This is a genomic window from Burkholderia cenocepacia (assembly GCF_900446215.1).
Lineage (GTDB): Bacteria > Pseudomonadota > Gammaproteobacteria > Burkholderiales > Burkholderiaceae > Burkholderia > Burkholderia cenocepacia.
Genome location: NZ_UAQZ01000007.1, coordinates 342,744 through 360,841 on the forward strand (window position 1 = coordinate 342,744; position 18,098 = coordinate 360,841).

An 18,098-nucleotide genomic window follows, 5' to 3' on the forward strand; every position below is an offset into this window, starting at 1 on the left:
GAATGGAGTGTGACGAATGCGCGTGAACGATTGCCACAATTTCCACGACTTCCGCGAACTCGCCAGGCGGCGGTTGCCGGGACCGATCTTCAACTACATCGACGGTGCGGCCGACGATGAAGCCACGTATCGACGCAACACGCGTGCGTTCGAACGCTGCGATCTGGTGCCGAACGTGTTGCGCGGCGTGCGTGATGTCGACCTGTCGGTGACGGTCATGGGGCAGAAGCTCGGCATGCCGGTCTATTGTTCGCCGACGGCGCTGCAACGCCTGTTTCATCATGACGGCGAGCGCGCGGTCGCCGCCGCGGCCGCGAAATTCGACACGATGTTCGGCGTGTCGTCGCTCGGCACCGTGAGCCTGGAAGAAGCGCGTGCGATCAGCCAGGGCCCGCAGGTCTACCAGTTCTACTTTCACAAGGATCGCGGCCTCAATCGCGAGATGATGAACCGCTCGAGGGACGCCGGCGTGAACGTGATGATGCTGACGGTGGACAGCATTACCGGCGGCAATCGCGAGCGCGACAAGCGCACCGGTTTTTCGATTCCATTCCGGCTGACTCTCGCGGGGCTGACCGAGTTCGCGTTGAAGCCGGCCTGGGCCATCAACTATCTGACCCACGAGCGGTTCCGTTTGCCGCAACTCGACCGGCATGTCGACATGGGCGGCGGCGCGATGTCGATCAGCCGCTACTTCACGGACATGCTGGATCCGTCGATGTCATGGGACGACGTCGCCGCGATGGTGCGGGAGTGGAACGGGCAGTTTTGCCTGAAAGGCGTGATGTCGGTCGACGATGCCCGCCGGGCGGTGGACATCGGCTGTACCGGCATCGTGTTGTCGAACCACGGCGGACGGCAGCTGGACGGTTCGCGCGCGGCGTTCGATCAGCTTGCCGAGATCGTCGACGCGGTGGGCGACCGGATCGACGTGATGATGGATGGCGGCGTGCAGCGCGGTTCGCACGTACTGAAGGCGCTGGCGTTGGGGGCGAAGGCCGTCGGGCTGGGACGCTATTACCTGTTCCCGCTCGCCGCCGCCGGGCAGCCCGGCGTCGAGCGCGCGTTGCAACTGATGCGGGCGGAGATCGAACGGGACATGCGGCTGATGGGCTGCGCGTCCGTTGCGCAGCTCGGGCGAGATCAGCTGCGCTTTCGCTGACGACGCCGGATTCGACGCCATTCGGGGCGGCGCGTCGGGGGATCGCCTGCTCAGAAGCGATCCGCGCGATACGGCGCCGGATCGGTGAACGGCGCCTCGCCGGTCATCATCTCGGCGAGCAGGCGGCCGGTGACGGGGCCGAGCGTCAGGCCGTGATGGTTGTGGCCGAACGCGAACCACAGCCCGCGATGCGCGGGCGCGGGGCCGATCACCGGGCGCATGTCGGGCGTGCACGGCCGGAAGCCGAGCCACGGATGCGGGTCGAGCCGCTCGCCGAACCCGAACACCGGCCGCGCGACGCGTTCCGCGCGTTCGAGCTGCACGCCCGTTGGCGGAAGCCCGCGCCGCGCAATCTCGACGCCGGTCGTCAGCCGCAACCCGCGCCGCATCGGCGCGATCACATAACCGTATTCGCGATCGACGATCGGCGCCGACGGCACGCCGCGCGCGGACGGCGCGTAGTGCATGTGATAGCCGCGCTTCTCGCGCAGCGGAATCTTGTAGCCGAACTTGCCGAACACCGTGTCGGACCACGGGCCGAGCGCGACGACGACGGCCGGCGCGGCCGCCGGGCCGTCGTCGGTCTTCACCTGCCAGCCGGGTGACAGCGCGTCGAGGCTCGCGGCGTCGCCCGTCAGCAGCGTGCCGCCGCCCTGCGCGAACAGCTGCGCATACGCTTTGACGAGCGCGGACGGATCGACGACGCTTTTCGGGTCGAGCCAGTGCAGCGCGCCGCAGAAGCCCGCCGCGAGGCTCGGTTCATGCGCGAGCAGCGCGGCCGCGTCGAGCGGCGTGATGCCGAGCCCGTGGCGGCGCGCGGTGAGGCCGGCCTCGGCCACGCCGCGTTCGAATGCGGCCGGCGTGCGGAACGCTTCCAGCCAGCCGTTCGCGCGAATCAGTTCGCCGGCGCCGGCCCGGGCGATCAGCGCGTCGTGTTCGACGATGCAGCGTTCGATCAGCGGCAGCATGTCGCGCGAGGCCGCCGCGTGACGCAGCGGCGCCGATTCCCACCAGAACCGCGCGAGCCACGGCGCGAACGCGGGCAGCGACGCGCTGTGCCAGTAGAGGTCGGTCGAGCGATTCAGCGCATAGCGCATCAGCGTGAACGGACTGCGCGGGAACGGGTACGGTTCGACCGACGAGCGCTCGATCAGCCCGGCATTGCCGAAGCTCGTGCCTTCGCCGGGTGCGCCGCGATCGACGAGCGCAACCTTGCGCCCGCGATCCTGCAGGTGCAGCGCGGCGGAGACGCCGACGATGCCGGCGCCGAGAACGATGACGTCGAAATCCATCGATGACGGGAGAGAGGTTGATATAGGTTGCGAGCCGACATCGTGGTCGGAGCGAATACCGCGAGCTGCCGCCGTGCGGCTTGTTATTAGGATACTCGCGATGTCATTCGATTCGCAAAATCACTGGGGGTCTGCTGGGCTGCACTTCACGATTTGCGACAATCTGAATTTTGCTCGGACGCAAAGTCCAAGGTCAGAGGCCGTCCGACGGCATTGGACGACTGCGCCCCATTCATGTAACTCCATGATTTAGAATGGAATCGTGAACGGGCCTATGGCGGCGCTCCGGATTGCCGCTGGCCCCTGCGTTTCGCCGACGTTGAGCGCATCGGCCGTGGGCGGGACACCCATCTATCATGCTGGTGGTTGGGGCCTCTTGAGTCGATAGAGATACAAGGATGAAACGGGAACCGGTTGAAGGCGTGCAGCCTGAGGTGTTGCGTTGGGCGAGGGAAACGGTCGGACTGTCGATCGACGAGGTCGCGACCATGCTTCGCGCAGCGCCGAGCGAAGTGGCTGATTGGGAAACGGGCGCCGGGGCGCCGACATACGCTCAACTCGAGAAGCTCGCGTATCAGGTATTCAAGAGACCGCTTGCAGTTTTTTTTCTTCCGGCGCCGCCCGAGGAAAAGGTTCCGCAGCGGGAGTTTCGCACGCTTCCGGAAACGGACATGCGCTCGCTTGCTCGCGACACCTATCTGCAGATCCGGCAAGCGCATGCATTCCAGCTATCGCTCAAAGAGGTGTTTAACGGACGTAATCCTGCGGATAAGTTGATCTGGAAATCCCTGGCGCTTTCGTTGTCGGAGCCTGTATCGGCGCAAGCTGACAAGGTTCGTCGCTTGCTGGGTATCACGCTCGATGAGCAGACCTCGTGGCGTAACGATGATCTCGCGCTCAAACAGTGGCGGAAGGCTATCGAAGACGCTGGTGTCTTTGTCTTCAAGTCGTCGTTCAAGCAGCGCGAGATTTCGGGATTTTGCCTGATGGACGAGGCATTCCCGATCATTTATCTCAACAACAGTACGACGAAGACGCGTCAGATATTCAGTCTTTTGCACGAACTGGCGCATTTGCTCCTGAGCATGAATGGGTTGAGCAAGCTCGATTCCGGCTATATTGATGCGCTTCCGAAAGCGGAGCGGGAAATTGAGCGATTCTGCAACGCCATAGCAGCGGAAGTACTGATTCCACCATCGGCTTTCGACCGCCTCGTGGCAGGACATCCCTCCGACGTTGAATCCGCGCCCGACGAGATGTTCGCCGAACTGGCCAGCTATTTTGGTGTGAGTCGTGAGGCGGTGCTGCGGCGATTGCTGGACCAGGGACGAGTGAGTCAGGCGTTCTACAAACGTAAGGCAACGATCTGGTCAGCGCAGCAGAGAGAGGCGAAGGGAGGAAGCTACTATGCGAATCAAGGCGCATATCTGAGTGACCGCTTTGCTCGGGAGGTCGTCGGACGCCACTATCGGCATCAAATCACGCTTGAGCAGGCCGCGGACTTTCTCGGCATCAAACCCAAAAGCTTTGCCGGATTCGAAGAGCATGTTCTTCATGGGGCCGGTGCATGATTTATGTGTTTGACACCAGTTCCATTCGATCGTTGCAACATTTCTATCCGCGTGTGTTCCGAAGTATCTGGCAGGGCATCGAAAAGCTCGTGGGTCAGAGGCGATTGATTTCGACTAGAGAAGTGTTGAACGAGATCGAGCGACAGGCTGTCAGTGCAGATGTATTGACGTGGGTGAAAGGCAACCGATCACTGTTCACGACGCCGAGCGCGGACGAATTGCGGTTTGTCGCTTCGATTTTGCAGATCAAACATTTTCAGGCACTTATCGGTCAACAGCAGCGACTCAAAGGGACGCCAGTCGCTGATCCGTTCGTTATAGCGTGCGCCAAGGTCTGTCTGGGGACGGTTGTGACGGAAGAGGGATGGTTGCATGCGGGCGACGGACTTGTGCCTAAACCGCATGCAGCGAAGATACCCAATGTATGCGCGCATTTCGAAATCCCATGCATTGATCTCGAAGAATTCATGCATCAGCAGGATTGGCAGTTCTGACCGACAAGCATCAACTCATCGAGAACAGCTTTCCCCACCGCGCCAGCACGCCCGTATCGACGCCGGCCATCCGCAACGCCTTCCACACGACCGTCGACACCGTGTCGTAAGCCGCGATGCCCGTCGCCTGTTCGAACGGCCCGGCCAGATGCGCGGCATGCAGGTTCGTGCAGAACGTCGCCACCGCATCCGGCCGCGCCTGTGCCGTCTTGCGCATCAACGCCGCGAGCTGCGTATCGGGCACGTCCGCGAAGCTGGCGTTGTCGCGCAGCCCGAGATGCCGTTCGGCCACGCAGTCGATGCCGAGCTGCGCATACTGACGCACGATCCGTTGCTGCACGTCGTCGAGATATGGCGTGACGAGGCCGAGCCGCCGCACGCCGGTGCGCTCGAGCAACTCGTTCAGCGCGAGCACCGACGTCGTCGCCGGGATGCCGGTCGCTTTTTCGATGCCGCGGCACAGCGCGGCATCGCGTTCGAAGCCGAGCCAGCCGGCCGACGTGCCGCTCCAGCCGATCACGTCGACGCGCGCGTCGGCGAGCTGCCGCGCCGCGACGAGGATGTGCGCCGCGTCGAACTGGTCGAGCGCGGCCGCGCTGAGCGCGATCTCGGTCACGGTGAAGCGCGCGAAATGCACGCTGACGTGTGGCAGGCCGGCGACGATCGCGCTCGTCAGCGGCTCGAGCGCGGTGTTCGACGACGGCGTCAGGATGCCGATGCGGATGCGCGGATTCATCGGATGGCCTCCGCTCAGTCGAGCAACTGCCGCACCGCGGCGACGGCCGCACGGCGCAACGCGGCAAGGTCGAGCCCCGGGATCTCGCCGTTGTCCACCACGATCCGACCGTTCACGATGTTGTACTTCACCGGCGCGGGCTCGCCGGCCGCCACCGGCGCGATCGCATGGTCGTGGAAACCGTTGAAGCGCGGTCCGCTCACGTCGTACAGCACGAGATCGGCGGCTTGTCCGACCCCGAGCGTGCCGACCGCATCCAGCCCGAGCACGCGGGCGCCGCCTTGCGTGCCCCAATGCAGCACGTCCTCGATCGTGGTGGCCGACGCGCCGTGCGCCGCGCGATGCACGAGCCACGCGAAATTCGCCTCGTGCGTCATGCTGCCCGATTCGTTCGACGCGACGCCGTCGACGCCCAGCGACACCGGCACGCCGGTCGCCGCCATGCGCGGCGCGGGCGCGATGCCGCTGCCGAGCCGTGCATTGCTGACGGGGCAGTGCGAGCAGCCGGTGCCGGTGTCCGCGAGCATCGCGATCTCGCTCGCCTCGAGATGAACGAGGTGCGCGAACCACACGTCCGGGCCGAGCCATTCGCGCTCGGCGACGAATTCGACGGGCAGCTTGCCGTAGCGCTCGCGGCAGAAATCGACGTAGCGGGTCGTCTCGGACAGGTGCGAATGCAGCCGCAGACCCATGCCGCGCGCCGCCCGCGCGACTTCCGGCAGCAGGTCCGGCGGCAGCGAGAAGGTCGGCGTCGTCGGCGCGACGACCACGCGGCGCATCGATGCCGCGCCCGCGTCGTGATAGCGCGCCTTCAGCCGTTCGATATCCGCGAGCATCTGATCGAGCGTCTCGGGCTGCAGCGCGGTGCCGGCGAACCCCGGATGATCGCCGGCCGCCTGCAATGCGCCGCCGCGGCACAGCACGAAGCGCATGCCGAAGGCGGCGGCTTCGTCGAACAGCAGGTCGCCGGTCTCGGTCGTGCCGCCCGCGTGGTACAGGTAATGATGATCGGCGCAGGTCGTCACGCCGGACAGCAGCAGTTCCGCGAAGCCGAGCCGCGCGGCGATGCGCGCGAGCTCCGGCGTGAAGCGGGCGACGCGCGGATACGGGACGGCGGCAAGCCATGCCTGCAGGTCGGCGTTGATGCCGGCCGGCACGCCTTTCAGCAGGTTCTGGAACAGATGATGGTGCGTGTTGATCCAGCCCGGATAGACGACGCAATGGCTCGCATCGATCACGCGCTCGCCGGGTAGCGGCGCGAGATCGGGTGCGATCGTCTCGATCCGGCCGTCGCGGATGCGCAGGTCGGGCCGGCCGAGCCGCGCGGCGTCGCCGGGGTGGCCGCTCATGACCGCGAGCGGGTGGCGGATCAGCAGCGAAGAACAAGGAACGCTCATGGTCGGGTCTCCTCGGATTCGGATAGTCGGGTCACGGGTTGTCGTGCGCCGCGCGCCGCCGTGAGGCCGCGCGTGGCATGAAGCCGGTCAGTCGCACTCGCGCGCCATCGGGCTGCGGGGCGCGGCATCGGCACGGGCATGCGTTTCAACGGGGGCGGCCGCCGGCACGCCGTTGAGCAACGCATTGAGCAGCACCGACACGAGGCAGGCGATCACGACGCCGCTGTGCAGGAACGGCTGCGTCCAGTTGGGCATGTGCGCGAACACCTTCGGCGCCATCACCGGAATCAGCGCGGTCGCGATCGTGAAGCCGACGATCAGCACGTTGTAGCGGTTGTTCTCGAAATCGACCTTCGCGAGCGTCTGCACGCCGGCCGCGACGACCACGCCGAACATCGCGATACCCGCGCCGCCGAGCGCGGCCGACGGCGTCGACGCGACGATCGCGCCGATCTTCGGCACCAGCGCGACGACGCACATCAGCACGCCGCTGACCGCGACGATCCAGCGGCTGCGCACGCCGGTCAGGATCACGAGCCCGACGTTCTCCATGAACGCGATGAACGGAAACGCGGCGAACGTGCCGGCGATCGCGCTCGCGATGCCGTTCGCACGCAGCCCGCGCACGACGTCCTCCTCGCTCACCTGTTTCTCGACGATGTCGCCGATCGCGACGAACAGGCCCATCGATTCGACCATCTGCACGATCATCACGACGACCATCGTCAGCACCGGCACGATCGCGAACACGGGCGTGCCGAAATGGAACGGGTAGGGCACGGTGAACCACGGCGCGGCCGCGACGTTCGTGAAGTTGCCCATCCCGAGCGCAATCGCGAGCAGGCTGCCGGCCACCAGCCCGATCAGCACCGACAGGTTGCGCAGGAACGCGTTCGCGAAGCGGTTGACCGCGAGGATCACGACCGCGACGACGAGCGCGACCGCGAGGAACGACAGCTCGCCGAACTGCAGCTTCGCCGCGTCGCCGCCGCCGGCCCACTGATATGCGACCGGAAACAGCTGCAGCCCGATCACGGTGACGATGCAGCCCGTCACGACCGGCGGGAACAGGCGGCGCAGCCGGCCGACCAGCGGCGCCGCGAAGGTCGTGATGATGCCCGCGCCGATCACCGCGCCGCACACGCCGGCGAACCCGACGCCCGGCGTCAGGCCGATCGCGATCACCGGGCCGACGCTGCTGAACGCGACGCCCTGCAGGATCGGCAAGCGCACGCCGAGCTTCCACACGCCGACCGTTTGCAGGATCGTCGAGATGCCGGAACAGAACAGCGCGGTGCTGATCAGCACGGTCGTATCGGCGGGCGACATCTTCAAGGCCGATGCGACGATCAGCGGCACCGCGATCGCGCCGATATACGCGACGAGCATGTGCTGCAGGCCGAGCGTCAGCATCTGGCGGCGCGGCAGGACCCGATCGACGGGATGTGAAGCAGAGTTCATGGGCGTGTCTCCTGAGGTTCGTTATCGGGCGGGCGCATGGCGCACCCGCCTGGCGTGCCCGTCAGGCCGCGACCGGCGCGGCGAGACAGGCATGGAAACGGTCGGTCAGCGCGGCGCAATCGAGATCGCGGCCGATGAAAACGATGCGCGACGAGCGCGGCTCGCAGCCCCACGCCTGCGCGGCGCGCAGTTCGATCACGCCGTGCACGCCCTGCAGCACGTAGCGCTGCGCGCGACCCTGCACGGCGAGGATGCCCTTCATCCGGAACAGGTTCGCGGTGTCGGCGCGGCGCAGCTCGCCGAGCCAGGCTTCGAGCGCGTCGAGATCGACGTCCGCGTCGACTTCGATGCCGACCGACGATACGCTTGCGTCGTGTTCGTGGTGATCGTCGTGGTCGTCGTGCGGATGATCGCCGTGTGCGTCGTGGCCGTGCGCATGCGTGTGTTCGTGTTCGTCCGCATGCGGCGCCTCGACCGCCAGCCCGTCGCTCTCGACGAGAATCTGCGCGAATTCGTTCGCGCCGATCCCGAGGATGCGATCGAGATCGACCTGCGCGTAGCTCGACGTCACGATCTCGGCGGTGCTGTTCAACTCGCGCAGCCGCGCGGTCAGCGCGCCGACGTCCGTCGCGTCGACGAGATCGACCTTGTTGATGACGATGCGGTCCGCGCAGACGATCTGGTCGACCGCCTGGTTGTCGCGGCCGTCGAGCACGAGATCGTCGAGGTGCGCGCGAATGTGCTTCGCGTCGACCATCGTGACGACCGCATCGAGCGCGACTTCCTTCGCGATCGGATCGTCGAGAAAGAAGGTTTGCGCGACCGGATACGGATCGGCGAGCCCGCTCGTCTCGACGATGATGTGATCGAGCCGGTCGGGCCGGGCGACCAGCATCCGCACGATCCGCACGAGATCCTCGCGCACCGCGCCCACGCAGCACACGCAGCCGTTCGTCATCTCGTAGATTTCCTCGGTCGATTCGAGCACGAGGCCGCCGTCGATGCCGATTTCGCCGAACTCGTTCTCGATCACCGCGATCTTGCGGCCGTGTTTCTCGCGCAGGATATGGTTCAGCAGCGTGGTCTTGCCCGCGCCGAGGAAGCCGGTCAGCACGGTGACCGGAATCTTCTGGACGTCGCTGTGGGTGGTGTGGATGTGGGTCATGACGCGTCTCCGTTGAGTCGGTTGGGCTGCGGATGGGGCCGTGATTCGCTGTCTTTCCAGCGATGGACGGTGCGGGAATCGAGGTCGAACAGGTCGAGCACGCGGCCGAGCGTGTGGTCGATCATCTGCTCGAGCGACGCGGGGCGCGCATAGAACGCCGGCACGGGCGGCGCGACGATCGCCCCCATCTCGGTCGCGGCGGCCATGTTGCGCAGGTGCGTGAGCGTGTACGGCGTTTCGCGTGCGAGCAGCACGAGCCGGCGGCGTTCCTTGAGCGCGACGTCGGCGGCGCGCGCGATCAGGCCCGCCGACAGCCCGCTCGCGATCTCCGCGAGCGTCTTCATCGAGCACGGCGCGACGATCATCCCGAGCGTGCGGAACGAGCCGCTCGCGATCGGCGCGGCGATGTCGTCGCTGCGGTACAGCACGCTCGCGCGCGCGGCGACGTCGGACAGCTTGAAATCGGTCTCGTGCGCCATCGTCAGCGCGGCGGCGCGGGACACGACCACGTGCGTCTCGATGTCGAGTTCGCGCAGCAGCGCGAGCAGCCGTATCCCGTACACGAAGCCGGACGCGCCGCTGATGCCGACCACGAGCCGCCGCGCGCTCATCGCGGCGCTCCGGCGAGTTGCGCGACGAGATGCGCGGCACGCTGCATTGCAGCGTCGCCGACCCGGGCGCGCACGCCGTCGAAGCGCGCGCCGCGGGTCGCGTCGACGCCCATTCGCGACGTCGTGCCGTCGGCCGACGACGATGGGTCGAGCGGGCTGCCGGGCAGCCCGTCGACGACGAACAGGTCGCGATGCGGCTGGAAGTGCGTCGCGATCGCCCACAGCACCTGCGCGTCGTCGGTGATGTCGATGTCGCTGTCGACCGCGACGACGTTCTTCAGGTACGGGTCCCAGCCGAGCAACGCCAGCATGATCTGGCGCGCCTCGCCGTCGCGCGACTGCTTCAGCGCGACGTAGCAGTGAAAATGCGTGCCGGAATTCGGATAGTGGATCGCGGTGACGGCCGGAAAGCGCGCCTTGAGCTTCTCGCTCATCTCGGCTTCGCGCGGCAGCCGCGCGAGTGTCAGGTGTTCCGCGTACGGGCCGCCGACGACGTCGACGAGCCATGCGTCGTCGCGCCGCATCATCGTGTCGACGCGCAGCACGTTGTTGGTCGAGCGATCCGACGAGTAGCCGGTGAATTCGCCGAACGGGCCTTCTTCGGCGTGAGCATCGGGATCGATCGTGCCCTCGAGCACGAACTCGGCGGCGGCGGGTACGCCGATGCCGTGGCGCGGCGTGCGCACGAGCTGCAACGGCGCGCCGAACAGCCCGCCCGCGATCGCGCGTTCGTCCGCGCCGAACGGCACGCGCGCGGCGGCCGCGAGCATGACGAGCGGATGTGCGCCGATCACCATCGCGACTTTCAGCGTGTCGCCGCGGGCTTTCGCGGTTTGCAGCATCCGCCACAGATGGCCGCGCGAATGCAGGCTCGTCGCCAGCGCGTTGCGCGCGTGCGGCATCGAGCGGTGATAGCTCAGGTTCGCGATGCCCGTCACCGGATCTTCGGCGACGATCACCGCGTTGGTCACGTATGGTCCGCGATCGGTTTCGAAGTGGCGGATCATCGGCAGGTGCGCGAGATCGACCGCGTCGCCTTCGACCACATGATCGAGCACGGGGCCGTGCGGCACGACGACCGGCGCGACGGGCGCGTTCGCGCGCTGCTGCCACGCGTCGAACAGCCCCTTCGCGTCGACGCCGAACAGCCGGCCGATACGCGTGCGGGACGCGAAGACGTTGGTGACGAGCGGCGTCGACAGGCCGTCGATGCGCTCGCAGACGAGCATCTCGTGCCGGCCGCGCGCGGCGAGCGACGCGACGACGGCGGTGACGTCCTGATCGGCGGACAGCGGCTGCGCGATCGTCAGCACGTCGTCCGGAAAGCGTTCGCGATAGGCGGTCGCGAAGTGATGAAAATCCTGCTGCTCGGCGAAAAGGCTCGACGCCATGATGCACTCCGTCGGATGCGGAAGGGAAAAGGCCGGACCGCGTGCACGGCGGCACGCGGTCCGGGCGCCGGCGCGTTACACGTAGGTCGCCGTCAGGCGCTTCTGTGCTTCGTCGAGATCCTTCGGCGGCCTGGTCGGCTCGATGCCGACGAGGCGGGCGATGTTGTTGCCCATGTAGTCCTCGAGGCCGTCCTCGTCGAGATCCATCCCCTGCGGCGCGGGCCCGCACAGCATTTCCAGCTCGCGCAGCCACATGCCGGGCTCGTTCGGCGGCGAATCGGTGCCGAACACGATCTTGTTGCGCGGCAGCTCGCGCGCGAATTCGACGATCCGCGACTGGTAGCACCAGCCCGATTCGCAATACACGTTCGGCGTGTCCATCGCCATCCAGAACGCTTCGAACGAGTAGTTGCCGCCCGTCTGGATGCCGAAGTGACCGATGATGAAGTTCACCATCGGAAACTCGCGGATGATCGGGTAGAACTGCGTCGGAATCGTGTACGGCCCGTCGCCCGTATGGATCAGCACGACGGTGTTGTACTTCGCGCACACCTTCATCGCGGGGCGCAGCCAGTCAAGCGCGCGGTCCGGCCGGTAGCCGTGCATGTTCGCGTGCAGCTTCACCATCTTGAAGCCGTACTCCCTGATGTGGAATTCCAGCTCCGCCGCACCGTTTTCCGGGCCCCAGCGCGGGTTGTACGTGAAGTTGCCGATGAAGCGGTCGGGGTACTTCTGCGTGAGTTCGGCGATGTACGCCATGTAGTCGCGAATGCCGTCGCGGCCGCGGCGATTGCCGTCGCGATAGCCGGTGTTGCCGGGCGGCGGCTGGATGAACCCCATGTCGATGCGGCGCGGCTTGCCGTTGATGATGTACGGGCCGTCCATCATCTTCAGTAGTCGTTCGCCGGTGAACGGTTCGCCGGTATGGCGCCACGCCTCGTCGACGAGGTTGGTGGGGTGCAGGTGCGTATCGATGATCATGCAATGCTCCGGAATCGGGAGAGAGGGGCGCGCGTCAGGCGGCGAGCAACGCTTTCGCTTCGTCGACGGTGCGCGGCGCGGGCGTCGGTTCGAGGCCGATCATGCGCGCCGTGTTGTTGCCGAGGTAATCCTCGAGCGTGTCCTCGTCGAGATTCATCCCTTGCGGCGGGTCGAAGCACAGCACTTCGAGCAGGCGCAGCCACATGCCCGGTTCGTTCGGCGGCGTGTCGGAGCCGAACAGGATCTTGTGCTTCGGCAGCACCTTCGCGAATTCGACGATGCGTGATTGCAGGCACCAGCCCGATTCGCAATACACGTTCGGCAGATCCATCGCGAGCTGGAACGGCTCGAAGCAATAGACGCCGCCCGTCTGCACACCGAAGTGCGCCATGATGAAATTGACCGTCGGGAATTCCTTGATCATCGGCACCCACTCGGTCGGGATGCTGTACGGGCCGTCGCCGGTATGCAGCTTCACGAGCACGCCGAGTTCCGCGCATTTCTTCAGCGCGGGACGCAGCCAGTCGAGCGCGCGGTCGGGCCGGTACGCATGCATGTTGGCCTGGAATTGCACCATCCTGAAGCCGAGCTTGCGCACGTAGTGATCGATTGCGTTCACGCCGTTCTCCACGCCGCAGCGTGGGTTGTAGACGAAGCAGCCGATGAAGCGGTCGGGATGCCGGTGCACCATCTCGACCGTGTACGCCATGTACGCGTCGATCGATTCGGTGCCCGACTTTTCGCCGTCGGTATACGTATAGATGGTGTTGCCTTGCGGTGGCTGGATGAACGCCTTGTCCACGCGGCGCGGCTTGCCGTTGATGAGGAACGGGCCGTTCATCGTCTCGATCAGGCGTTCGCCGGTGAACGGCGGGCCGTCGTGGCGCCACGCGAGGTCGACGAGATTCGTCGGGTAACAGCTGGTGTCGATGATCATCTACTCGATCTCCTTGAGAGGAACCGGAAAAGCCGGTTGCCGGGTCGCGGGCAGGCACGTCGATGAAGCGACCTGTCGGTCGGATTCATGCGGCCCTTTGCAAGGCGCTTTTTTTTCGCGCCTTCCCCTCGCCGGCATCGAGTGACACACTGCGGCGTGCACTGCTGCTTGAGACCGAGTGTCACAAGCCGAATGTGCTCTGTACAATATTTTTTACTGACGCTCTTGATACGTTTGCGATATGGACATGCGTGTGTTGCGTTACTTCGCGGTGCTGGCCGACGAACTGCATTTCGGGCGCGCCGCCGCGCGGCTCCATATCTCCCAGCCGCCGCTGAGCCAGCAGATCCGGCTGCTGGAAGAGCAGCTCGGCACCGCGCTGTTCGTGCGCTCGCAGCATCGCGTCGCACTCACGGAGGCAGGGAAAACACTGAAGGAACAGGTGCCGCTGATCGTCGCGCAGTTCGATCGCGCGATCGATCTGACGCGGTGCGCGGGGCGTGGCGAAGTCGGGCGCCTCGCGGTCGGCATCATCAGCTCGGCGATGGTCGCGCCGATCCCGCACGCGTTGCGCGTGTTCGCCGAACGCCATCCGCACGTGCACTGGTCGCTGCACGAGATGACGCCGGCCGCGCAGATCGATGCGCTGAAGGAGAAGCGGCTCGACGTGTGCTTCTTCCGGCTGTTCCAGGACGATCCGTCGATCCGCAGCGAGATCGTCGTGCGCGAGACGGCCGTGGCCGTGCTGCCGCCAGGCCATCCGCTCGCATCACGCGCTGCGATCGCGCTCGGCGAGCTGGCCGGCGAGCAGTTCGTGTCGTTCGGCCTGCGGCATTCGCAACTGGCGCGCTTCCTGCAGCAGAGTTGCGTCGATGCGCGCTTCACGCCGCGGATCGCGCACGAGGTCGTCGAGGTGCACACGCTGCTGTCGCTGGTGCGCGAAGGGCTGGGCGTCGCGCTGCTGCCGGCGTCGTCGCGGCAGATCTCGACGGGCGGCGTCGCGTTCGTGCCGCTGTTGCCGCCGGCGCTCGAGGTATCGCTGCAGGCGCGTTACCGCGCGGACGATACGTCGGCGGTGCTCGGCGCATTTCTCGATACCGTGCGCGAGGTCGCGGCGGAATTCACCGCCTGAAGCGCGCGGGTCAGCGCGCGAGCGATTGCATGACCAGCGCGCCGATCGCGTCGATCAGCGGTTTCACGCGTGCGTGCCGCTCGCGCGGCCAGATCGCATGGAGGTTGTAGTGGGTCGGAATCGCGATCGTGCAGAGCTCGACGAGCCGGCCGTCGCGCAACGCATCGGCGGCGAGCAGCCCGCGCACCAGTCCCGCGCCGCACCCTGACGCCAGCGTCGCGACGAGCCCGGCCGCGTTGTCGAACACGGCGATCGTCTCCGGTTCGACGGGCGCCAGCCCGGCCGCTTCGAGCCACGGAATCCACGAACGCTTCGTATAGCCGAGCAGCGGCAGCTCCAGCACCTGCTCGGGCGCGAGCGGCGCGGCGAGCCCGTAGCGGGCGAGCAGTGCCGGTGCGGCCATCGCGGTCAGCCGGTCGGGGCAGACCAGTGCACTGTCCACGCCTTCCCATTCCCCGTAGCCATAGCGCAGCGCAATATCGACACGATCGAACGCATCGCGGTCGTGGCGCGGCGCGGACAGCACCGTCAGCGTCGTGCCGTCGAGCGTGCGCATCAGTTCCGGCAGCCGTGCGGGCAGCCAACCCTGCATCAGTTCGGGATCGACGTCGAGCCGGAGCGACGGCGCGGTCGTGCGCCCCTTGACCGACGACAGCGCGCGATCGATCTGTTCGAGCCCGTCCGACAACTGGTTCGCGAACAGCGTCCCCGCGTCGGTCAGGATCACGCGGCCGCCGGCCCGCGCGAACAGCGGCTGGCCGATGAATTCCTCGAGCGAGCGGATCTGCTGGCTGATCGCGCTGTGCGTGAGCGCCAGCTGACGCGCCGCGCTCGAAAAACTGCCGACCCGCGCGGCCTGCAGGAACGCCTGCATCGACTGGATCGAAGGGTATCGCTTGAGCATCTGTTAGTCCGACTGACAGGGATTCGACGAAATGATCGCTGGCGTGGCCGCCCATCGCGTTTCGATAATGCTCCGAAACCGCGCACCGCCCCATGAATGTGAATCAGGAGACTGCACATGATCGACATCGTCGTGAACGATACACGCCATTCGCTCGAGAATGTACCGGACGACATGCCATTGCTGTGGGTGCTGCGCGACCGGCTCAGGCTCACCGGCACGAAGTTCGGCTGCGGCAAGGGCCTGTGCGGCGCGTGCACCGTGCATCTCGAAGGGCAGGCCGTGCGGTCGTGCCTGATCCCCGCTGTCGCCGCGAACGGGCGGCACGTGACGACGATCGAAGGGCTGTCGCCGGACGGGCGCCATCCGCTGCAGCTTGCATGGGTGGCGGAGGACGTGCCGCAATGCGGCTATTGCCAGCCAGGGCAGCTGATGCAGGCCGCCGCGCTGCTGAACGGCGGGCAGCCGGTGGATGACGCGGCGATCGTGTCGGCGATGTCGGGCAACATCTGCCGCTGCGGCACCTATGCACGGATTCACCGTGCGATCAGGCGTGCGGCCGCCGGCGATCCGGCGTTGAAGGCTGCCGCCGAACCCGTGAAGGAGGCGTGACATGCGCGACGATCACGCAACGGATGCACCGGGCACCGACGACACGCCGCGTCGTCGCTTTCTCAAACAGACTTCCGCGCTGCTCGCCGCCGGCATCGCGATCGGTTTCCGGATGCCCGATGCGGCGGCCGCGGGCAAGCGTGCGAGCGGCGATCCGCATCCGTCCGCGGGCGAATTCGAACCGAACGCATGGGTGCGCGTGCTGCCCGACGACACGATCAAGCTGGTCGTGCACAAGCACGATTCGGGCACCGGCACGCGTACCGCGCTCGCGGCGGTGGTGGCGGAGGAACTCGACGTCGATCCGTTTCGCGTCGACGTGATCACGCCGGAAGATCCGTTCTTCGCCGACTACATCCATCCGCTGTGGAAGGTGTTCTCGACCGGCGGCAGCACGAGCGTCGCGATGGAATACGAGCGGTTGCGTCGCGCGGGTGCGACTGCGCGGGCGATGCTGGTGGCCGCGGCGGCGCGGCAATGGAGCGTGCCCGCCTCGACGTGCACGACGGCCGATGGCGCCGTGCTGCATGCGGCGAGCGGGCGCCGTGCGACATACGGGTCGCTCGCGCGGGCCGCCGCGCAACTGCCAGCACCGACGCAGGTCGCGCTGAAGGACCCCGCGCAGTTCCGCTACATCGGCAAGCTGCGCAGCAAGCGCGGCGCCGCGCAGAAGGCCGATGGTTCGTTTCCGTACAGCATCGACGTGTCGCTGCCCGGGATGCGGGTGGCGGTCGTCACGCGCGCGCCGGTGATCGACGGACGCGTGCGCAGCGTCGACGCGAAGGCCGCGCTGGCGATTCCCGGCGTGCGCGAGGTATTGCAGATTCCGCCGCGCCCCGACGTGCTCGGCGGCAACCAGGCCGGCGTCGCGGTGCTCGCGGACGATTACTGGTCGGCCCACAAGGGACAGGCCGCGTTGACGATCGAATGGGAGGACAGCCTGTTCGAGACGTTCGACAGCGGCACGCTCGCCGCGCGTCAGGCGGCGTGGATCGACGATCCGACCGCGCGCGTCGTACCGACGATCGCCGACGGCGATCCCGCGCGTGCGAAAGCGCCCGGCGCACGCACGATCGAAGCGTCGTATTCGATGCCGCACAAGGCCGCGAATCCGCTGGAACCGATCAACCTCACCGTGTGGGCGCACGACGGCGGCATCGAATACTGGGGCGGGCTGCAGGTGCCGTCCACCGCGATGGAAGCGGCCGACGTGATCGGCGGCATTCCCGCACATCGCGTGACGTTGCACGAGCTCGTGTCGGGCGGCAGTTTCGGCGCGCGCGAAGCGAAGTACTGGCTGTTCGAGGCGACGTGGCTCGCGGTGAAGACGGGCAAGCCCGTGAAGCTGATGAACAGCCGCGAGGACGAGATGCGCGCGTTGTTCTATCACGCGGCGAGCCACCACCGTGCGCGTGCGGTGCTCGATGCGCAGGGCAATCTCGCGTCGCTGTGGCTGCGTGGCGTGATGCCCGCGTCGCCGCAGCAGTGGGAGCCCGGTTATCTCGAGCGCACCGACCGGATGGACTTCAGCACGACCGAAGCGCTCACCAAATGGGAGTTCGCGTACCGTGCGCCGCATCGCGATATCGGCTGGATCCGCATGGAGACGGGCGTGCCGACAGGCTGGTTTCGCGCGGTGAGCTACATCCCGAACGTATTCGCCGTCGAATCGGTGATGGATGAAGCCGCGCATGCGGCGAAGCGCGACCCGGTCGAATTCCGGCTCGCGCACATGCATGACCGGCCACGTCATGCGGCCGTGCTGCGGGAGGCCGCGCGGCGTGCCGGCTGGGGGCAGCCGCTGCCGGACGGCGTCGCGCTCGGCGTGGCGACGAACCAGGCGTACGACAGCTATGTCGCGGTGGTCGCGCGGGTCGTGCGCCAGGACGGCGCGGTGAAGGTGGAGAAGCTCACGTGCGTGGCCGATTGCGGGATCGCGGTGTCGCCGTCGGGCGTCGACGAGCAACTGTACGGCGGGCTGATGTGGGGGCTCGGCCATGCAACCGCCGATCGCATCGATTTCAAGCACGGCCGCGTGCAGCAGTCGAATTTCGATACGTATCGCGTGATGCGGATGCGCGACATGCCCGACACCGACATCCATGTCGTGCAGGGCGATCCGGCGAAACCGGGCGGGGTGGGGGAACTGTCGAGCCCCGCGGTGACGCCTGCGATCGCGAATGCGGTGTTCAGGCTGACGGGCAAGCGGTTGCGGGAGACGCCGTTCGATCTGTCGGCGTTGACATAGCACG

General features: G+C 66.7%; 16 protein-coding genes. 6 read left to right on the forward strand and 10 right to left on the reverse strand.

What is annotated here, in order from left to right:
* The first annotated feature begins 16 nt into the window (after positions 1–16).
* On the forward strand, positions 17–1,162 hold the full coding sequence (locus DTA15_RS15550; protein ID WP_006484756.1) for an alpha-hydroxy acid oxidase: 1,146 nt from the start codon (positions 17–19) through the stop codon (positions 1,160–1,162).
* A gap of 50 nt (positions 1,163–1,212) precedes the next feature.
* Here the strand turns inward: DTA15_RS15550 and DTA15_RS15555 are convergent, their stop codons facing one another.
* Positions 1,213–2,454, reverse strand: coding sequence for an NAD(P)/FAD-dependent oxidoreductase (locus tag DTA15_RS15555; RefSeq protein ID WP_006484725.1), 1,242 nt, complete (start codon positions 2,452–2,454; stop codon positions 1,213–1,215).
* A gap of 398 nt (positions 2,455–2,852) precedes the next feature.
* Between DTA15_RS15555 and DTA15_RS15560 the strand changes: the two genes are divergently transcribed.
* Positions 2,853–4,025, forward strand: a complete 1,173-nt coding sequence (locus DTA15_RS15560) for an XRE family transcriptional regulator (RefSeq protein WP_006484766.1) — start codon at positions 2,853–2,855, stop codon at positions 4,023–4,025.
* Positions 4,022–4,519 carry a PIN domain-containing protein gene (locus DTA15_RS15565; protein WP_012493518.1) on the forward strand — a complete coding sequence of 166 codons (498 nt, stop codon included), beginning with the start codon at positions 4,022–4,024 and terminating at the stop codon, positions 4,517–4,519. The genes DTA15_RS15560 and DTA15_RS15565 overlap by 4 nt, the downstream gene beginning before the upstream one ends.
* 10 nt (positions 4,520–4,529) lie before the next feature.
* Here DTA15_RS15565 and DTA15_RS15570 read toward each other — a convergent pair whose 3' ends face one another.
* The 8 genes from DTA15_RS15570 to DTA15_RS15605 form a co-directional block, all read right to left on the reverse strand.
* The gene (locus DTA15_RS15570) at positions 4,530–5,255 is read right to left on the reverse strand and encodes a maleate cis-trans isomerase family protein (RefSeq protein WP_006484770.1); all 726 of its coding nucleotides are present in this window, start codon (positions 5,253–5,255) and stop codon (positions 4,530–4,532) included.
* A 14-nt stretch (positions 5,256–5,269) separates the two neighbouring features.
* Positions 5,270–6,652, reverse strand: coding sequence for an amidohydrolase family protein (locus DTA15_RS15575; RefSeq protein WP_006484764.1), 1,383 nt, complete (start codon positions 6,650–6,652; stop codon positions 5,270–5,272).
* A gap of 87 nt (positions 6,653–6,739) precedes the next feature.
* Positions 6,740–8,113, reverse strand: coding sequence for a nucleobase:cation symporter-2 family protein (locus DTA15_RS15580; RefSeq protein WP_006484715.1), 1,374 nt, complete (start codon positions 8,111–8,113; stop codon positions 6,740–6,742).
* 61 nt (positions 8,114–8,174) lie between these two features.
* Positions 8,175–9,278 carry a CobW family GTP-binding protein gene (locus DTA15_RS15585; RefSeq protein ID WP_006484767.1) on the reverse strand — a complete coding sequence of 368 codons (1,104 nt, stop codon included), beginning with the start codon at positions 9,276–9,278 and terminating at the stop codon, positions 8,175–8,177.
* Positions 9,275–9,889: a UbiX family flavin prenyltransferase gene (locus DTA15_RS15590; RefSeq protein WP_006484736.1), complete on the reverse strand. Its 615-nt coding sequence runs from the start codon at positions 9,887–9,889 to the stop codon at positions 9,275–9,277. Before DTA15_RS15590 ends, DTA15_RS15585 begins: the two co-directional genes overlap by 4 nt.
* Complete coding sequence (locus DTA15_RS15595) at positions 9,886–11,280, reverse strand: UbiD family decarboxylase (RefSeq protein ID WP_006493041.1); 1,395 nt, start codon at positions 11,278–11,280, stop codon at positions 9,886–9,888. The genes DTA15_RS15590 and DTA15_RS15595 overlap by 4 nt, the downstream gene beginning before the upstream one ends.
* Before the next feature lie 75 nt (positions 11,281–11,355).
* Positions 11,356–12,261: an amidohydrolase family protein gene (locus tag DTA15_RS15600; protein WP_006484751.1), complete on the reverse strand. Its 906-nt coding sequence runs from the start codon at positions 12,259–12,261 to the stop codon at positions 11,356–11,358.
* Positions 12,262–12,295: 34 nt separating this feature from the next.
* Positions 12,296–13,198 carry an amidohydrolase family protein gene (locus DTA15_RS15605; protein ID WP_006484723.1) on the reverse strand — a complete coding sequence of 301 codons (903 nt, stop codon included), beginning with the start codon at positions 13,196–13,198 and terminating at the stop codon, positions 12,296–12,298.
* A 241-nt stretch (positions 13,199–13,439) separates the two neighbouring features.
* Here DTA15_RS15605 and DTA15_RS15610 point away from each other — a divergent pair, with 241 nt between their 5' ends.
* The gene (locus DTA15_RS15610) at positions 13,440–14,330 is read left to right on the forward strand and encodes a LysR substrate-binding domain-containing protein (protein WP_006484720.1); all 891 of its coding nucleotides are present in this window, start codon (positions 13,440–13,442) and stop codon (positions 14,328–14,330) included.
* Between the two features lie 10 nt (positions 14,331–14,340).
* Here DTA15_RS15610 and DTA15_RS15615 read toward each other — a convergent pair whose 3' ends face one another.
* Complete coding sequence (locus tag DTA15_RS15615; protein WP_006484763.1) at positions 14,341–15,234, reverse strand: LysR substrate-binding domain-containing protein; 894 nt, start codon at positions 15,232–15,234, stop codon at positions 14,341–14,343.
* 117 nt (positions 15,235–15,351) lie between these two features.
* On the opposite strand from DTA15_RS15615, the gene DTA15_RS15620 reads away from it, so the two are divergent.
* Together DTA15_RS15620 and DTA15_RS15625 are read left to right on the forward strand one after the other, a co-directional pair.
* Positions 15,352–15,846, forward strand: a complete 495-nt coding sequence (locus tag DTA15_RS15620) for a (2Fe-2S)-binding protein (protein WP_006484745.1) — start codon at positions 15,352–15,354, stop codon at positions 15,844–15,846.
* Position 15,847: 1 nt separating this feature from the next.
* Complete coding sequence (locus DTA15_RS15625) at positions 15,848–18,094, forward strand: xanthine dehydrogenase family protein molybdopterin-binding subunit (RefSeq protein ID WP_006484714.1); 2,247 nt, start codon at positions 15,848–15,850, stop codon at positions 18,092–18,094.
* The last annotated feature ends 4 nt before the right edge of the window (positions 18,095–18,098 follow it).

Coding starts and splice junctions, on each gene's coding strand:
- DTA15_RS15550 (WP_006484756.1), top strand. CDS start 17: ATGCGCGTGAACGATTGCCACAATTTCCACGACTTCCGCGAACTCGCC.
- DTA15_RS15555 (WP_006484725.1), bottom strand. CDS start 2,454: ATGGATTTCGACGTCATCGTTCTCGGCGCCGGCATCGTCGGCGTCTCC.
- DTA15_RS15560 (WP_006484766.1), top strand. CDS start 2,853: ATGAAACGGGAACCGGTTGAAGGCGTGCAGCCTGAGGTGTTGCGTTGG.
- DTA15_RS15565 (WP_012493518.1), top strand. CDS start 4,022: ATGATTTATGTGTTTGACACCAGTTCCATTCGATCGTTGCAACATTTC.
- DTA15_RS15570 (WP_006484770.1), bottom strand. CDS start 5,255: ATGAATCCGCGCATCCGCATCGGCATCCTGACGCCGTCGTCGAACACC.
- DTA15_RS15575 (WP_006484764.1), bottom strand. CDS start 6,652: ATGAGCGTTCCTTGTTCTTCGCTGCTGATCCGCCACCCGCTCGCGGTC.
- DTA15_RS15580 (WP_006484715.1), bottom strand. CDS start 8,113: ATGAACTCTGCTTCACATCCCGTCGATCGGGTCCTGCCGCGCCGCCAG.
- DTA15_RS15585 (WP_006484767.1), bottom strand. CDS start 9,278: ATGACCCACATCCACACCACCCACAGCGACGTCCAGAAGATTCCGGTC.
- DTA15_RS15590 (WP_006484736.1), bottom strand. CDS start 9,889: ATGAGCGCGCGGCGGCTCGTGGTCGGCATCAGCGGCGCGTCCGGCTTC.
- DTA15_RS15595 (WP_006493041.1), bottom strand. CDS start 11,280: ATGGCGTCGAGCCTTTTCGCCGAGCAGCAGGATTTTCATCACTTCGCG.
- DTA15_RS15600 (WP_006484751.1), bottom strand. CDS start 12,261: ATGATCATCGATACGCACCTGCACCCCACCAACCTCGTCGACGAGGCG.
- DTA15_RS15605 (WP_006484723.1), bottom strand. CDS start 13,198: ATGATCATCGACACCAGCTGTTACCCGACGAATCTCGTCGACCTCGCG.
- DTA15_RS15610 (WP_006484720.1), top strand. CDS start 13,440: ATGGACATGCGTGTGTTGCGTTACTTCGCGGTGCTGGCCGACGAACTG.
- DTA15_RS15615 (WP_006484763.1), bottom strand. CDS start 15,234: ATGCTCAAGCGATACCCTTCGATCCAGTCGATGCAGGCGTTCCTGCAG.
- DTA15_RS15620 (WP_006484745.1), top strand. CDS start 15,352: ATGATCGACATCGTCGTGAACGATACACGCCATTCGCTCGAGAATGTA.
- DTA15_RS15625 (WP_006484714.1), top strand. CDS start 15,848: ATGCGCGACGATCACGCAACGGATGCACCGGGCACCGACGACACGCCG.